The organism is Streptomyces sp. NPDC006335 (genome assembly GCF_040612795.1).
GTDB lineage: Bacteria > Actinomycetota > Actinomycetes > Streptomycetales > Streptomycetaceae > Streptomyces.
Map to the genome: position 1 here is coordinate 1 of NZ_JBEXQX010000041.1, position 13750 is coordinate 13750.

Here is a 13750-nt window from a genome sequence, read left to right on the forward strand (position 1 = left end):
GGAGCGAGTAACTCCCACTCCTGATCGGTGAGTTCATGACGAGGTATCACCCCACCATGATCCACCACCTGATGATCTTTGAAGACGGACCTTAGCAGCCTGAGCGCTCTGCCTAACAGCAGCACAGCGCACACGGTGGGCCAGGTAGGGCCGTCCAGCCCCAGCTCCGTCCACATCTCCCGGTCACCCTCTTTGCCTCAGTCCGAAACGCGTACACCTATACATGTGCCGAGAGGGCAAGAACGTTTAGTCGACCGGCGTAACTGTGTCCGAATCGGCTCACGGCAGTGCAGGACCACCGCTCTCAAAGAGGCACGACGTACTAGCCGTACGACGACTCGCGGGCGCGACGGACGCGCGCTGTCGCAGTCTCCGCCGCCTCCAACCTGATCGCCCTCCAGGGGCCCTCTTGAGGCGTGCGGGCGTCCTGACGGGCAAGGGCGGGCCGACGGCTCGAGGGGGTGCTTCCTCCTCAACGGAGGGGCGGGCGCTGACAGTTCGGCGATATGATGCGTAACGTCACTGCCTCGGGGCGGGCGTAAAAAAAAGCCCTCGGAGATGACACTCTGTGAAGGTCCATATACGGATTCTGTAACCGTAGACCTGAGGTTCACTCTCCGAAGGCGCTTCCCGACCGCAGAGACCCTGCCGGGGTCACTCATCGAGGCAAGGGCCCGCCGTGACCATCCACATCCCGCTACTCAACGGCCTCGTCGTCGTGGCCGCGATCATTGTCGGCTGCGTCGTCTTCCGGCACAGCCATAGCGTTCACAGCGACCGCTCCGCCCGAGGCGACCTCTCCATGGCCATTGCCGCCGCCGCAGCGGTCGTCCTCATCCTCGCCTTCCTGTTCGGCCTGGGCGACGGCAGCGCAGGTGTGCGTGACTCACCGGCCTCGTCCCCGGCATCGGCAGCACCGGGTGACCGCACGCCGCCACCGGCGTCCCCGGCGGCGGCGATCCGCTGACTGATGGAAGGCGTTGTGCGCGGCCATGCCTGCCGCAGGCCGCTCGTAAGCTGTCTCTCAGTGTCCACTGGGGGGAGAGACATGAGTGCTGCCGGGCAACCATCCTGGCTACACCCGGTCCTGCGACTGCACTACAGCTGGGTTGAGAAGCGAATAGCCGCGGGACAGGCAGCGGCTGAAGAGCTCGGCGTTGCACTTCAATCTGAGACCATCCGAGAGGCCTTGATCTACGAGCGCGGCCAGTTCCTGCGGAACCTCATCGGATTCCTCGCTACAGCAACTTTCTTCGGCTTGGCACTCAGCGGCTTGGCCCGTGCGCAGTGCACGCCAGGCGGACTCTTCAAGCCCACTCCGACCACTGACTGCACGATGGCAAAAGCCAGTCCCTGGCTGTTCGTTGCGATCTTCAGCATCATTGTGCTGACAGGTCTGGTCATCATGTGGGTCGTAGCCGCCGCGCAGGGAGTGACGATCGTGCGCTGCTCCAGGCCCCTATACCCGCTTCTCGACCTCCTCGTCTCCAGCGCCGAGGTTGTCCGCCCCGCTACCAGATACACCCAGGCCATCGAACTCAGCCAGAAAGTCTCGCGCTTGGGTCTGCCGCTACGCAACCTCGCCCGTAACGCTGCCGCAGACTTCGGAAACCGGCGTGCACTGCGCAGCGACCTGATCAAGCACCTGGGCCGTGTCGACGCCGTCTTCATCGACATGGCGAACGGCCTGGCTGGCGAGCGTGAAGCGGCCGCGCACCGGCTTGGCGAGCTCGCCGCTCAGGCCTGCAACAACATCGCCGCGGGCCGCTTCACCGCGATACTTCCGGCAGACGTTCTTCCAGAGGAAGTTCCCCTCGAACCCGACCAGCTCGACGGACGGCGCCTCGGCACCGCCTGCCTGTGGGCAGCAGCCATCGTGACCAGCTCCTTCCTGATCCTTTCCCCCTTGGGTGCGCCCGTGGAACTGCTGGTGCCGCTGGCCATGGTGGCCTTCATCGTCATGGTCTACGCAATTCTCGCCTTCCGGCACGGTCTATCCGAAGCCACCCGCCTGACGCGAAGCATCGGCGGATTCTTCTCGGCGAGCCCACCGGTGTAATCAGCGCGGTCCGAGACCGCCTGGGTTCTGTCCGGAAGGCAGGAGAATTCAAAGGGCCAGCGCCATGCTCAACCGGGGATGGACAAGCCGGTACACACCCGCTGCCGGCTGAAGACTTGCTCGGCCACCAGGTAGGCGGGAGCAATCACGAACTGGCCGGGGAGCGTTCTGTCGCACGACGGCCAGCCTTCCTGCCACTCCTCCTCGAGGGATTCACCCGGCGTGAGCTCAAAGTCCCAGTGCGCCGGAAGGCCTGTCTGTGCCGCGCGTTGCCGGAGTTCGAGGGCCTGGCTGCTCAACCGACCAGCTTGCGACGCCAACGGGTCAAGACGCGGCTTGCCCATCACGGCCAGGACCTCCTTGCCTTCCGGTTGCTCCGGACCGAAGAGGGCGGAGCAGATCTGTCCCATGAGCCACAGCATCCTGGGGGCGTCCCCGGGCGCACCAAGGGCTGGCTCGGCTGCTGAATGGGCAGCTGCCCGGGCGAGACCCTGGACCTTCTGCTCAACGAGTGAGTCGTATTCGCGGGCGATGACGTGGTGAACGCTGTGTGCGTTGGAAGGCACATCGGCGCGGCTTTCCGCGCGCGCGGGCTCTGCGTTGCTCAGCAGCTCGTTTTGTCAGTCCGTGTTCGGCGGGCGGAGGGAGCGTGGGGCGCGGTTTCCTCTGGTTCTCCGCCGGCCGAATGCGTCGGATTGGTATCCGTGCTGGGGACAAGACCATTGACGCAGGGCGACTCCGATGATGTCGATGCCGGGGCTGTCGTTGAGGGACCAGGCCTTACGTATGTGGGTGATGAGGGTGCGTGCGCTGTAGGGGGAGATGCCCAGTTCGAGGCGGGCCTCGGCGAGTCGTTCGTAAGCTCCGTGGGAGCCCTGGGCGAGGGCGTTTTCGCTGCGCCGGTCGAGTCCGGGGGCGGTGAAGATTTCCAGCAGGGTGAGGGCGAAATAGCTGTAGGCGGTGGCTTCGTCGATGAGTTGGCGAGCGTTGTCGGTGATGTCGCGGTGGCTCGGCTGGGCGCCGGGAGGTTGGTGGGCGAAGTGCTCGAGGGCGTGCAGCAGCGGCCCGTCGGAGCAGACGCACTGTGAGGTTTTGAGGTGTCCGCAGAGCGTGCGGAAGTCGCTGAGGATGCCGCTGGTGTCCTGGGTCCACTGCTGTTTGCTGAGCAGGGTGCGGAATCCGGCGAGAGTCTCGGAGAGTTCTTCGAGGATGAGCTCGCGCGCGAGGTGAGGGAGCTCGTGCGTCCGGGTTTTGGCCTGTATCTCTTCGATCTGCAGGCCGTAGCGCAATAGGTCGCGGAGGAGTCCGCCGGAGAGGCTGTGGGCCAGAAGCGCGGTGTGGGGTGTGTGGTCTTCGGATCGCTTGTCCAGGATGGCCTTGGCTTCTTTGAGGGTGCAGGCCTCCACGTGGATGATGTCGTCCAGGGAGCTGTCGGTGACGTCCCGGTGGGGCAGGCCGCGGCGGACGAACGCGGCGCCGACGTCGTCAGCGACGGAGATCAGGTAGTAGACGTGGCGGACGCCCAGGATGGCCTTGATCTCCGCGAGGAAGGCGAGGGCCTGGGCATCGGAGCCCAAGCGGTCGACTTCGTCGATGGCGATGAGGACGCGCTGTCTCCTGATGGCCAGGACTTCGGCGATGTCGGTCAGGAGGTCACGGAACTCTTCGACCAGCGCGGGGAAGTTGGGCGGCATCGTGGAGATGGATGTGGCGTGTGAGCCGCCCAGCGTCATGATCTGGGCGGTGCCGTTGGACAGGGTGTTGGTCGTCGTCTGGATGGTCTGCAGCCGGTAGAGGTGGTTCTCGCAGCGGGTGATGAGGTGGGGTTTTGCGGGCCTGGGCCTCCATCCGGCGGCACGGGCGAGGAGAGTGCCGGTGACCAGGCCGGCGAGCCGCAGCGGGTTTTGCGGGTCCGCGAGGAGCACGTAGGTCGAGGGTGTGCTGATCAGGAAGTACAGGAGATAGGTGCCCAGGCAGGCGGCGAGAAGCCTGCAGGCGTCGCTGGCGTACACCGTCCGCCGGCCGATATCCAGGTGTGCCAGGCGCAGTCTCTGCGACTGGCTGGCGAGCCAGGAGTAGAACCATCCGGCGGCCAGCAGCGTGGCCACGAAGAAAGTGTTGAAGTGCACGTGGGGTGCGAGCTGGCGAAGCTGCGGGTCGACGAGAACGCTGGCCAGGCTGGCGAGGGCGATGAAGAAGCCCACCTTGGCTCCGAGTCTGGTCCACAGCCTCCCCAGGGCCCGGGGGATCCACGGGTCGTGGCGGGACAGCCACCAGGCGATGCCGAGGACGATGACCGTGACACTGGTGACGACGGCACGTCCGTTCCACACGTCGCGGAGCCAGTCCTGGACAGCGTGCGCCACGGTGTGCGCAGAGTCGGAGGCTGAGGCGCTGTATTGGGCATAGAGCGAGCGAGCGGCCGATGAGACTCCCAGGACCAGCAGAGCCACCGCGGGCAGAGCGAAGGACGACCAGCGGCCCAGTGCTCTGATGCGGCGGCGCGCGCTCTTCAGCATCCGGTGGAATGGGGACAGGCGCGCGAATTCCGGTGCCGGGTAGCCCTCGTGCTGCATGTACTCCTGGCACAGGCGCACCGAGAGCGAGACCAGGAAGTCATGCGGGGCGTAGGTGGCCGGCGCCTGGATCACAAAGCCGAAGTCTGCTTGGTCGGTGGCATTTTCCAGCAGGGTGGACTTGCCGACGCCGCGGGGCCCGCAGACGGCGATGGTGCCCTCGTCCAGATGGCTGAGCTTGCGCTGCAACTGCTCCATGGCCTCGGTGGGGACGACAAAGCCCGGTGCTCGGGGTGCGCGCAGCCCCTTCGAGGTGCCTTGCGAGACAAAGAGGGAGTCGGGATCTTCGCCCATGAGGTGACGGATCATGGCATCCATCACGGGGACGATGCCGTCGTCGTGGAGGGTTGCACCCCAGTCCACGGCGCGATAGCCGAGCTCGACACGTGCCGCCGAACACGAGATGCCGAGCACCGCGGCGAGCAAGCAGTACCGGAGGTTGAACCAGACTGCGGTGCCGCTCCAGAACAGGATGAAGGTCAGCAGTGCGGCGCTGAGGAGAACTATCAGCAGCGCCAGGAAGCCGCTGGTGATGAGCACGATGAGGCTGACGGCCGGCAGCAGAGCGCAGACAATTTTCCAGTTCCATTCCGCCTCGTCCGCAGCGGCCTGTTGTCTGGCCCGTGCCCGTTCGAGGTCGACCAGGGCTTTGTCGTACGCGGCCCGCTCCGCCCCGTCAGCTTTGGCGTACGCCGCGGTGCGGTACATGGCGTTGTGCATCTCGCGGAATACGTCGTACCTCGAGGTTCCCGGCCGCTTGCCGAGCTTGCGTGCGCGTGGGGGGTCATCGAGGGCCGCATCGACGCACCGTTCGTAGACCTCCTCCCGGCTCGGTGCTGCAAAGAGCTGAACCAACTGCACCACTGGGCGTAGCCAGGGCTTGTTCAGTAAGGACCACAGCATCCGTCTCGCCCTCCCCCGGGTTTTCAGTTCGCGGATGTTAGCGCCGCTCCGGCACGGATAGCAGGCGTACCTCGGCTCGTGGCTGGAACGCGTCACCGTGCCGAGGAGAGTCGGCCGCCGTCCCGTCAACTGCGGTGAATGCAGGGGAGGATGGCGCCATGACCTTCTCCTGGAAGATTCCACCGTGGGAGCGCCACGAGGACTGTACGTACTTGGCTGTGACCTTGATGGATCAAGGTGACGGGCAGTTTCGATTCAGCACGGAAGGCGTGCGGGGCGACGACGCGATCGAGGCACTCGCTGATCTGCTGATGAGCCCCGGTTCCCTGCTCGGCCTCGTGCCGTCGCTTTCGGCGCTCATCGGCGTGGTCGTACGGCGCGGCATCGACTCCACGTGGCTGGCGCAGCCGCCCATCCAGGTGGCCCGGGATGACCGCGGCCAATGGCAGATCGCGGTCGCGGACGCCACGGATGTCACGGTGTTCTCCCCAACGGAGATCAGCGGCCTCGTCAGCAGGCTGCAGTCCCAGTACGGCCGCACAGGCTGAAACCGCCTCGCCGACGTGATCCTGGAGTTCGTCGTGAACCGACCGTCATCTGCATCAGGGGAGCGGAGTTGACCAATATCGAGGTGCCGCTGCGCACGTACGAGCATCGGCGCATGGGTTTCGTCTGCTTCGAGGCGAGGGATCTCGCCCGCAGCTACGCCGACAGCCAGCTGGCTCACCCCGGCGATTCCTTCGGAAACGTCTTCGCCTGGTTGTGGGAGAGGGACCGCAGTAGCGCGGTGTCGCTCTTCGCGGATCTTCTGGCCGAAGCACGCCGGCAGGCTCCCACGACGGACAAGGAGGTGACCTTGGAGGATCTGGTCAGGGATCTCCGGTTCGCTCTGCACAACACCCCGCTGTCCCACCACAGCGCGTACCAAGAGGTCGAGCAGATCCTCAAGTCCGAGGTTCCCCGGCACTTCGGCGGAGGTACCAACATCTAGAACCGGCCCGGGGCATCGTCCCAACGGAGTGCTCAGAAACGTGCCGGAGTGGGAACAGCAGTGAGCCCCGGGCCGCTGCGGCGGCTCCGGGGCTCGTTGTTGGGCGGTGTTCCCACCGGGGTTCAATTTTCTCGCGCCGGCTTCAGGGCTCCAAAGCCCCTCCGTCGCACCTTTTTGCCTCTTTCTCCCCTGTAACGCGGTCGGGCGTGTCGCGTGTTTCGGGGTGCGTTTCTTGCTGTTCCTCACCCCCGGGAACACCTTTCGTCTCATTTATGCGGCAAAAGGCCAGGTCAGAGTGGGTGTTCCGGCGGTTCCTCGTGTTCCTACCCAGGTGGTGGTCACAACGCGGACACACCCCTGCACACGGCACACATGAGGACGCATGATGCCCTCTGTACACCACGTCCTTGGGGGGACAATGCGCCACACCGCCATACTGCTCACCGCCATCCTGCTCGCTGTCGGGGCAGTCGGCTGCTCGAAGTCCGACGACGAGAAAGCCAAGGACTGCGCCACCGCGCTCACGGGCCAGACCGGAGGCGATCCCGCAGACGCGCCGACCGTCAGCGAAGCAAAGGAGCGGGTCGACGCCCTCGACAAGACACTCGCCGACATGGTCCGTTCGGATTATGCAAGCGTGGCCAAGGATGCCGCTGACAAGGTAGAGGAGAAGACCAAGGAGGGCGGGAAGAGCCGGCCAGACGGGTGCGAGGCGCTCTCGGAGGACGACTACACCGTGCTGTTGATGGCCAAGGCGATCGGTGGTCTGGGGTGGACGGGCAAGGATGGGCAGTTCGACAAGCTCAAGATGGTGGAAGGCTTGGGCGGCTAGCGCTGCTGCTGTTGCGGTGAGGCCCCGTACCGGAGTTGCCCAGGCGGGGCCTCGTCATGCAGTGAGCCCCTGCCCCGGTTGCGCGCAATCCCGGCGCCCTCGCACAAACGGGCAATTCATCGCAATCGCCGGGCGCGCGCCGCCAATCCTGCGCATGCTGGACCCCCGGCCAGCGCAGATGGAGGGCGACATGACGCTCAGGTTCCTCGGCACGACCAGCGACGGCGGCGACTGCCCCACCCTCTACGAGGTGGAAGGCACCGGCGAGATCCTCGTGCAGGGCGACGTCGTGACCGACCCCGAGCACCTCGCCCAACTGCGGGACGTCAAGGACTCAGAGACGTTCGTACGGGTCCCCCGCGCCCTGCTCACCCGCTTCGCCCCGCGCCGTGAACCGTCCGAGCTGATCCCCTTCCGTGAAGTCGGGCACCTCTTCACGGACTTCAAGCACACCGCATGGAGGCTGGAGACCCGCCGCGGGTACGCCACCGACCGGGCCAGCGAGCCATGGGCCCGATGGAAGGCCGGCGCAGACGTCGCACACGACGAGCCGGACGCCTGGCGGCGCAACGTCGCCGAGCAGACCGCGCAGGGCAAGACCTTCGGCCGGGTCCGCCTGGTCGACCAGCCCCTCACCGAAGGCCAGCAGTTCCTTCTCAACCGCGCGCCGAGCAACGTCGCCGTCGGCGACGAGATCCTCTACCTATGGCGCACAGACGCCGAGCGCCTCGGCCTGCCCGACTTCGATTTCTGGCTCATCGACTCCCGCACCCTGCTCCGGTTCGTGTTCGACGAGCAGGAGACCACCCTGGGCGTCATCGTCTCCGAGGACCCTGCCGAAGTGCTCGCCGCCTGCCAGGCCCGTGACGCCGCATGGCACCACGCTGTACCTGCCACCGAGTTCACCGAGCGGGTACGTTCCAGCGTGTGACCACCGACTACCAGTCCGGCCGGGTCTCTCTCGGTGCCCGCATGCGGGAGCTGCGCACCGAGACAGGCCTGAACGGGAAGGACTTTGCCGATCGGCTCGGCTGGCAGCGCTCGAAGGTCTCCCGCCTCGAGAACGGCAAGCAGACCCCGAGCCGCGAGGATCTCCAGCAGTGGGCCGATGCCGTCGACCGCCCCGACGTAATCGCCGAGTTGGTCGGGCGGCTGACAGGGCTGGAGACCCGCCACCGGTCACTTCGCCGGCAGTACGCCACCGGCCACCGCGCACGCCAGGAACAGGGCGTAGCCGAGACAGAGCAGACGACCCTGCTGCGGGCCGTCGAGGTGGTGCGCATCCCGGGGATCCTCCAGACCCCCGAGTACGCACGCGCCGTCTTCACCGCCAACGCCGCCTTCCGCAACGTGCCGAGCGCCGACATCGAGGACGCTGTACGCGCCCGTATGCGGCGACAGCAGGCCCTGTATGAGCCGGAGCGTCAGTTCCGGGTGCTGCTGTGGGAGGGAGCGCTGTACGCGCTGAACGCTCCCCGTGAGGCGATGGCCGCGCAGCTGGACCGACTCCGCTCGATGATCGGGCTGGACACGGTGGAACTCGGCATCATCCCCTTCTCAGCCGAATTGCGCCGCTCGCCCTCACACGGCTTTTGGATCTACGACCGGCGCCTTGTCATCGTCGAGACCCTCAGCACAGAGATGTGGCTCGACGATGACGAATCGATCGCGCTGTACGAGAAGGCATGGGACTGGCTCGCTGAATCCGCGGTGTACGACGAAGTCGCGCACAGACTGATCGGACGAGCCACCGCCGCCGTCCAGAAGCTGGCGTAAACAACCCGCCGCAACCTGCTTCCCTCCCCGCGCAATCGCGCGCAATCGGCGCACAGCCGCGCAACCGCCCTGCCAGCGTGCTGGACATGGCCCTACCGACACGCCTCGCCAAACTGCACGAGGCCGGGGACGCGTGGCTCGCCGACTGCTCGCCGCACCCGGACCTCGTACGCCAAGCGTGGGACATCGGCGCCCTCGCCCCGATCCCCTCCGGCCCTTATTGGCTCGCCGCGGAGTGCCACCTCGTCCCCGGCATGAAGGCCCTCAGCCGCATCCGCGACGAGCACCGCGGCCCCCTGCTCGCCGATCCCCTGCTCGACAGGGCCTGGTGGCTCGTACCGGCCGACGCCGCCGACGAACTCGCCGACGTGCGGGCCATCGCCGTCCGCCCGGCCGACACCCCACTGCACTGCCCGCCCACCGGCTGGCAGGCCTGCGGTCGCTTCTGGCTGCATCGCCCGGACGGCTCGGGCGGGCTCACCGACCCCGCCGTACTCGCCGCCGCGCTCGGCCCCGGCGGGTACCGACCCTCTACGGAGGCATCAGCATGACCACGACCACCACCCAGGCTGCCGACACTGACGAAGCCGACCTGCCCACCCTCGGCGAGTTGCTGCTGGCCTCAGCGAAGAACAACCGAGACCGCATCGCCACGCAGGCCCTCGTCGACGAGGAGACCCTCCTCACCCGAGACAGCGTGCGCAACGCCCTCGTCGCGAAGCAGGGCGGCCGTATGACGTGCCGCTGGGAGGGCCTGTCGGGGCGGCTGTACACGCTCGGCCTGGACGACGTGGAGCGGGCGTTCCTCGGCCTGGTGCTGTCCATCGTGGGCATCGGGCACATCACCATCGCGGTGGTCGAAGACCTCGACGAGCGGCGCCTGGTCATCGTGCAGCGCGCGATCCTGGGTCTCGCGGGCAACGATCGCGTCGCCATCGGCACCCGCCTCACCGACAGCCGCGGGTAGCACCCTGCCCGGCGCGGCGGGGCTGCTGTCTACTCGGCTGCGCGTCCGTCCCTTCTTGGCGCCGCGGACCGGACCGAACGCCACGGCGCCGCCTCGAAACGGCATTAAGGGGACGTGACGCGGTCAATCGGCCGCCGAGGGAGGGCGATGCCGCCGCGCTGGGCGACTTCGCCAGGACCCCCACACGAAGTGACGTGCATCACGCTCGTGCAATTGCACGAGCGGGAACGTTTGCGCAAATGAGGGCGGTCGGCGCCGCGTCCTGGTGGTGGTGCAGGTGGTGAGGGTGGCGCATGGGGTGGCGGATTGCGGCGCACGGGGTGGCGAATATCAGTACGAGATTTGCCCGTAACCGGAAAGCTACTCTCCGTTAAAAAGTGATGGTGAGGTGCTCTGCACGAACCGGCGGGGCTGCGTTGTTTGCTGGTGTCCAGGAGCAACCAGGCTCCAGGCACCGGCAGTTGAGACACGCGGGGAGGCGTACCGGTGCTGCACGAGCTCGAAGGAACCACCGTGACACTGGACGACGTCGCCAGCCTCGTGCTGGCCTCGGCTGCTGCGGTACGGGCGTTCGCGCCCGACGTCCGCGCCGGCATGCGGAGCCTGCTGGGCGCCGGTGTCCGCCTCGGTGCGGAAAGTCTCATCGCCCAGCACCAGCCGGCCGCCCGCCCCGACGCGGCCCGCCTGGACGAGACGGGAGGAGGCCGGTGACCGGACAGCCCCCCGAGGACCTGGGTGAGCAGGCACTGCGGGACTCAAGCGACGTGATGTCACCGGCCTTCTGGTCCTTCCACGAGATGTACCACCTGGCCTACTTCGAATATGCCTTCGTGCAGTTAGGGGACCAGGTCGCCGCCGACGAGCTCGTCGACCAGACCTTCGTGTTCCTGGCCGTGATCTGGCAGCAGGTCATCGAGCAGGAACGGCCCGAGGCACTGGCCTGGACCCTGCTGAAGGAACGTGTCGCCGCCGAGCTCGAAGACCAGGGCCGGGACGCGGCCGCACGCGAGACCCTCGCCTTTGAGCGCGCCATCCGCGCCGCGTGCGATCCGATTCTCGACAGCTTCCGCGCCGAATTCCGCGCGCAGATTACCGAACTCGAGGACACCATGGGCCTGTATGCGGCAATGGCCCGCCTGCCGGAGCGTCAGTTTGATGTCATGGTGCTGCAGTTCGCCCTCGGCTTCCCGACCAAACGGGCCGCCCTGGTCATGGGCGTGTGCGAGGCCACGGTCCGCTCCACCCGCCGCGCCGCCAAACGCCGCCTGGCCGCGGAACTGGGGCTGGAACTCGGCGAGGACACCGACAATGAGGAGTGAGATCCCGATGCGCCCGCACCAGCCGCGCACCATAAACGAAGCCCTCGCCAACGCCCGCATCCGCCAAGACACCTACACCCCGGCCCACCGGGAAGCCTCCCGCCGCCGCATCAGCGAACAGCTCCACGAACTGCGCTGGATGCAGGCACTCACCACCCCCGCCAGCCTCCCGCCGCGCGGCCCGCGCCCACCCCTGCTCCTGCACCAGCGGGCCGCACACGACCTGCGCGCCCTGTGCCAGGGCATCATCCACGACGACGACGCCGCCCGCCGCATCGCCCGGTTCGACACCGCCCGCGACCCCGGCGGCGCCCTCGCCTTCGCCTGCCTGCTGGTCCTTGCCGACCGCGAAGAAGGCGCCCAGTTCTGGCTCCAGTACGCCGCCGGCGGCGGCCAGGCCACCGGCGCGATCTGCCTCTACCTCCTGCACCTGCGCCGCGGCGAATGGCGCGACGCCAAGTACTGGGCGAGGCAGATCGAAATCCTCGAACACGAACCCTGCCAGTACGCGCCGGTCCCGCACGAGGTCGTCGACACCACCACCGGCCCCGGGGGCGCCGTGACCGTCTTCCTCGCCCTTCCCAACGACGCGGCCACCGTCCCGGAAGACGCGGTCAAGGACGCCGTCGACGACCTGCCCGTCGGCCGTATCGACGGGCTCGGCCCCATCCCGCAGCCCAACGCAGGCCTCGCCCACCAACTCGAAGATCTCGTCACCACCACTCACTGACCGGTGCCCGTGAACGGGCGGCTGCCTGGCATGGCCTCGCTCCGATCCGAGTGCCTCCCGGGGTGATGCACGGACGGCGCCCGGCTGGCCGCTCAACCGGGCTTCCGTGTCGGGCAGCCCCGTGACGTTGCTGCGCCGGGAAAACCCATTCGATGCCGAGATACAGCCGTGCGGGGCCACGGCCGGGTGATGCTACGCCCCCAAGGGGGATGCAACGCCCCCGAGGGGCCGGACCTGGTGGCGGCTTCAGCTTGAAGCTGTGTCCTGGCCCTTCAACGGGAGGGACCAGGCAGCGAGGAAAGTCCGTATTGGCAGGCGATGGCGGCCTTGCACCTAGGAGGCAACTACTCTCTGTTGACGAGGTAGTTCCTGGATTGACTACGATATGTGACATGAGGGGAGTTTTGCCCTACTGTTCGTCACTATGAGTAGTGGACTCCTTGTTGAGGGGAAGCTGCGTTCCAGTCAGCTTCCCCTTCCCTCGCCTCTCGTTCCACAGACAAGCGGCGTGTACATCGTCACCCCCCAAGTAGCGGCTGCCTGGCTCCAGTTCAACCGGCCAGAGAATCGACGCATGTCACAGCGGGCCGTAGCTGGCCTAGTCTCAACAATGCTCGCCGGCGAATACCTGCTCACTCATCAGCCCGTCGCTTTCGACTCCCTGGGCCGGCTGATCGACGGACAGCACAGGCTGGCCGCTGTCGTCCAGTCCGGCGTCACTGTCCAGATGTGGGTGATCGTCGGAGCTGACCCCGAGACGTTCGGTGTCGTTGACACTGGCCTGGCAAGGCGCCCCACGCAGTTTCTCCGCGTCAAACACTCAGCGAACATCCACGGCGCTCTCGGCATGATTCGGTTCGCTGAAGCATGTCGTGACAGCGAAGGGCAAGTTCCGGACAGCTTCCAGTTCGTCATGGACGTAAAGCCCTGTCTTGACATGCTGTCTGACTGGCCAGAAGTACAGGACTACGCCCAGGCTTCAGACCGAATCTTCCGCGCTTGCCGGCTCCCTCCGGCGCCCTTGCTCGCCGTACTGGCCCAGGCGGCACGCGGAGGCCACCCGGAAAAGCTCGGGACGTTCGTGGAGCGCCTCAAAGACGGCGCCGAGCTGGCCAGTAACTCACCCATCCTTGCGCTCCGCCGCCGCGGCATGGAGCACCGAGCTGGCATGCGCGCGTTCAAGGACCGGGTCGCGATGTACGGGGTGATGGTCAAGGCGTGGAACGCACACGCACGAGACATCGGCATTTCATGCCTGAAGTTCACATTCCATGACGCGGACGATTCGGAGCTGTCCCTTTCCAGGAAGGGCAGCACAGGCGTGAAGGAACGAATGCCCGAGGTCATCTGATAGCACTGGGGAGCCCGAGTTCCAGTTTCGGGCTCCCCACAGGACGGGAGTGTATCCGCCCTCGGCCTGGTGCCAATGCAGGATCTATCGAAGCAGCGCGTCGCGCCTCTCAGTACGTACCTGATCACGACGACCCATTACGGCGACGTCGCGAAGGCAGCGCGGAAGCAGACCTCCTCATCAAGGCTGCCACCGCAAACGGCACCTATGAGCGCGTCAGCAAGGCTCTGCTCGATTCCCTCTTCG

Annotated in this window: 15 protein-coding genes; 13 read left to right on the top strand and 2 right to left on the bottom strand. The window is 66.6% G+C overall.

Annotation, left to right across the window (positions count from 1 at the left end; genetic code table 11):
• Window positions 1-679 precede the first annotated feature (679 nt).
• Together ABZ098_RS44710 and ABZ098_RS44715 are read left to right on the top strand one after the other, a co-directional pair.
• A complete protein-coding gene (locus tag ABZ098_RS44710; protein ID WP_356600820.1) occupies window positions 680-967 on the top strand; it encodes a hypothetical protein in 288 nt (95 codons plus the stop codon).
• Window positions 968-1189: 222 nt separating this feature from the next.
• On the top strand, window positions 1190-2059 hold the full coding sequence (locus ABZ098_RS44715; RefSeq protein WP_356600822.1) for a hypothetical protein: 870 nt from the start codon (window positions 1190-1192) through the stop codon (window positions 2057-2059).
• A gap of 68 nt (window positions 2060-2127) precedes the next feature.
• On the opposite strand, the gene ABZ098_RS44720 is transcribed toward ABZ098_RS44715, so the two are convergent.
• Together ABZ098_RS44720 and ABZ098_RS44725 are read right to left on the bottom strand one after the other, a co-directional pair.
• Window positions 2128-2469, bottom strand: coding sequence for a hypothetical protein (locus ABZ098_RS44720; protein ID WP_356600824.1), 342 nt, complete (start codon window positions 2467-2469; stop codon window positions 2128-2130).
• A gap of 210 nt (window positions 2470-2679) precedes the next feature.
• Window positions 2680-5538: a hypothetical protein gene (locus ABZ098_RS44725; protein WP_356600826.1), complete on the bottom strand. Its 2859-nt coding sequence runs from the start codon at window positions 5536-5538 to the stop codon at window positions 2680-2682.
• A 158-nt stretch (window positions 5539-5696) separates the two neighbouring features.
• Here ABZ098_RS44725 and ABZ098_RS44730 point away from each other — a divergent pair, with 158 nt between their 5' ends.
• The 11 genes from ABZ098_RS44730 to ABZ098_RS44780 all read left to right on the top strand — a co-directional run bounded on the left by ABZ098_RS44730 (window position 5697) and on the right by ABZ098_RS44780 (window position 13504).
• Window positions 5697-6086 carry a hypothetical protein gene (locus ABZ098_RS44730; RefSeq protein ID WP_356600828.1) on the top strand — a complete coding sequence of 130 codons (390 nt, stop codon included), beginning with the start codon at window positions 5697-5699 and terminating at the stop codon, window positions 6084-6086.
• A 68-nt stretch (window positions 6087-6154) separates the two neighbouring features.
• Entirely contained in the window at window positions 6155-6529 is a 375-nt protein-coding gene (locus tag ABZ098_RS44735) for a hypothetical protein (RefSeq protein WP_356600830.1), read from the top strand.
• Window positions 6530-6947: 418 nt separating this feature from the next.
• Window positions 6948-7361, top strand: a complete 414-nt coding sequence (locus ABZ098_RS44740) for a hypothetical protein (RefSeq protein WP_356600832.1) — start codon at window positions 6948-6950, stop codon at window positions 7359-7361.
• A gap of 190 nt (window positions 7362-7551) precedes the next feature.
• Window positions 7552-8292: a DUF6879 family protein gene (locus ABZ098_RS44745; protein WP_356600834.1), complete on the top strand. Its 741-nt coding sequence runs from the start codon at window positions 7552-7554 to the stop codon at window positions 8290-8292.
• A complete protein-coding gene (locus ABZ098_RS44750; RefSeq protein ID WP_356600836.1) occupies window positions 8289-9137 on the top strand; it encodes a helix-turn-helix transcriptional regulator in 849 nt (282 codons plus the stop codon). Before ABZ098_RS44745 ends, ABZ098_RS44750 begins: the two co-directional genes overlap by 4 nt.
• Window positions 9138-9223: 86 nt before the next feature.
• Window positions 9224-9688, top strand: a complete 465-nt coding sequence (locus ABZ098_RS44755; RefSeq protein ID WP_356600838.1) for a hypothetical protein — start codon at window positions 9224-9226, stop codon at window positions 9686-9688.
• Window positions 9685-10104 carry a hypothetical protein gene (locus ABZ098_RS44760; protein ID WP_356600840.1) on the top strand — a complete coding sequence of 140 codons (420 nt, stop codon included), beginning with the start codon at window positions 9685-9687 and terminating at the stop codon, window positions 10102-10104. The genes ABZ098_RS44755 and ABZ098_RS44760 overlap by 4 nt, the downstream gene beginning before the upstream one ends.
• 513 nt (window positions 10105-10617) lie before the next feature.
• A complete protein-coding gene (locus tag ABZ098_RS44765) occupies window positions 10618-10815 on the top strand; it encodes a hypothetical protein (protein WP_356600842.1) in 198 nt (65 codons plus the stop codon).
• Complete coding sequence (locus ABZ098_RS44770; protein WP_356600844.1) at window positions 10812-11423, top strand: sigma factor-like helix-turn-helix DNA-binding protein; 612 nt, start codon at window positions 10812-10814, stop codon at window positions 11421-11423. Before ABZ098_RS44765 ends, ABZ098_RS44770 begins: the two co-directional genes overlap by 4 nt.
• Complete coding sequence (locus tag ABZ098_RS44775) at window positions 11413-12153, top strand: hypothetical protein (RefSeq protein WP_356600846.1); 741 nt, start codon at window positions 11413-11415, stop codon at window positions 12151-12153. Before ABZ098_RS44770 ends, ABZ098_RS44775 begins: the two co-directional genes overlap by 11 nt.
• Window positions 12154-12763: 610 nt before the next feature.
• Entirely contained in the window at window positions 12764-13504 is a 741-nt protein-coding gene (locus ABZ098_RS44780) for a hypothetical protein (protein WP_356600848.1), read from the top strand.
• Window positions 13505-13750 lie beyond the last annotated feature (246 nt).

What these genes read in the sequence shown, in the direction of transcription:
- ABZ098_RS44720 (WP_356600824.1), bottom strand. Translation starts at nt 2,469, where the DNA reads ATGGGACAGATCTGCTCCGCCCTCTTCGGTCCGGAGCAACCGGAAGGC.
- ABZ098_RS44725 (WP_356600826.1), bottom strand. Translation starts at nt 5,538, where the DNA reads ATGCTGTGGTCCTTACTGAACAAGCCCTGGCTACGCCCAGTGGTGCAG.
- ABZ098_RS44730 (WP_356600828.1), top strand. Translation starts at nt 5,697, where the DNA reads ATGACCTTCTCCTGGAAGATTCCACCGTGGGAGCGCCACGAGGACTGT.
- ABZ098_RS44740 (WP_356600832.1), top strand. Translation starts at nt 6,948, where the DNA reads ATGCGCCACACCGCCATACTGCTCACCGCCATCCTGCTCGCTGTCGGG.
- ABZ098_RS44745 (WP_356600834.1), top strand. Translation starts at nt 7,552, where the DNA reads ATGACGCTCAGGTTCCTCGGCACGACCAGCGACGGCGGCGACTGCCCC.
- ABZ098_RS44755 (WP_356600838.1), top strand. Translation starts at nt 9,224, where the DNA reads ATGGCCCTACCGACACGCCTCGCCAAACTGCACGAGGCCGGGGACGCG.
- ABZ098_RS44760 (WP_356600840.1), top strand. Translation starts at nt 9,685, where the DNA reads ATGACCACGACCACCACCCAGGCTGCCGACACTGACGAAGCCGACCTG.
- ABZ098_RS44775 (WP_356600846.1), top strand. Translation starts at nt 11,413, where the DNA reads ATGAGGAGTGAGATCCCGATGCGCCCGCACCAGCCGCGCACCATAAAC.
- ABZ098_RS44780 (WP_356600848.1), top strand. Translation starts at nt 12,764, where the DNA reads ATGCTCGCCGGCGAATACCTGCTCACTCATCAGCCCGTCGCTTTCGAC.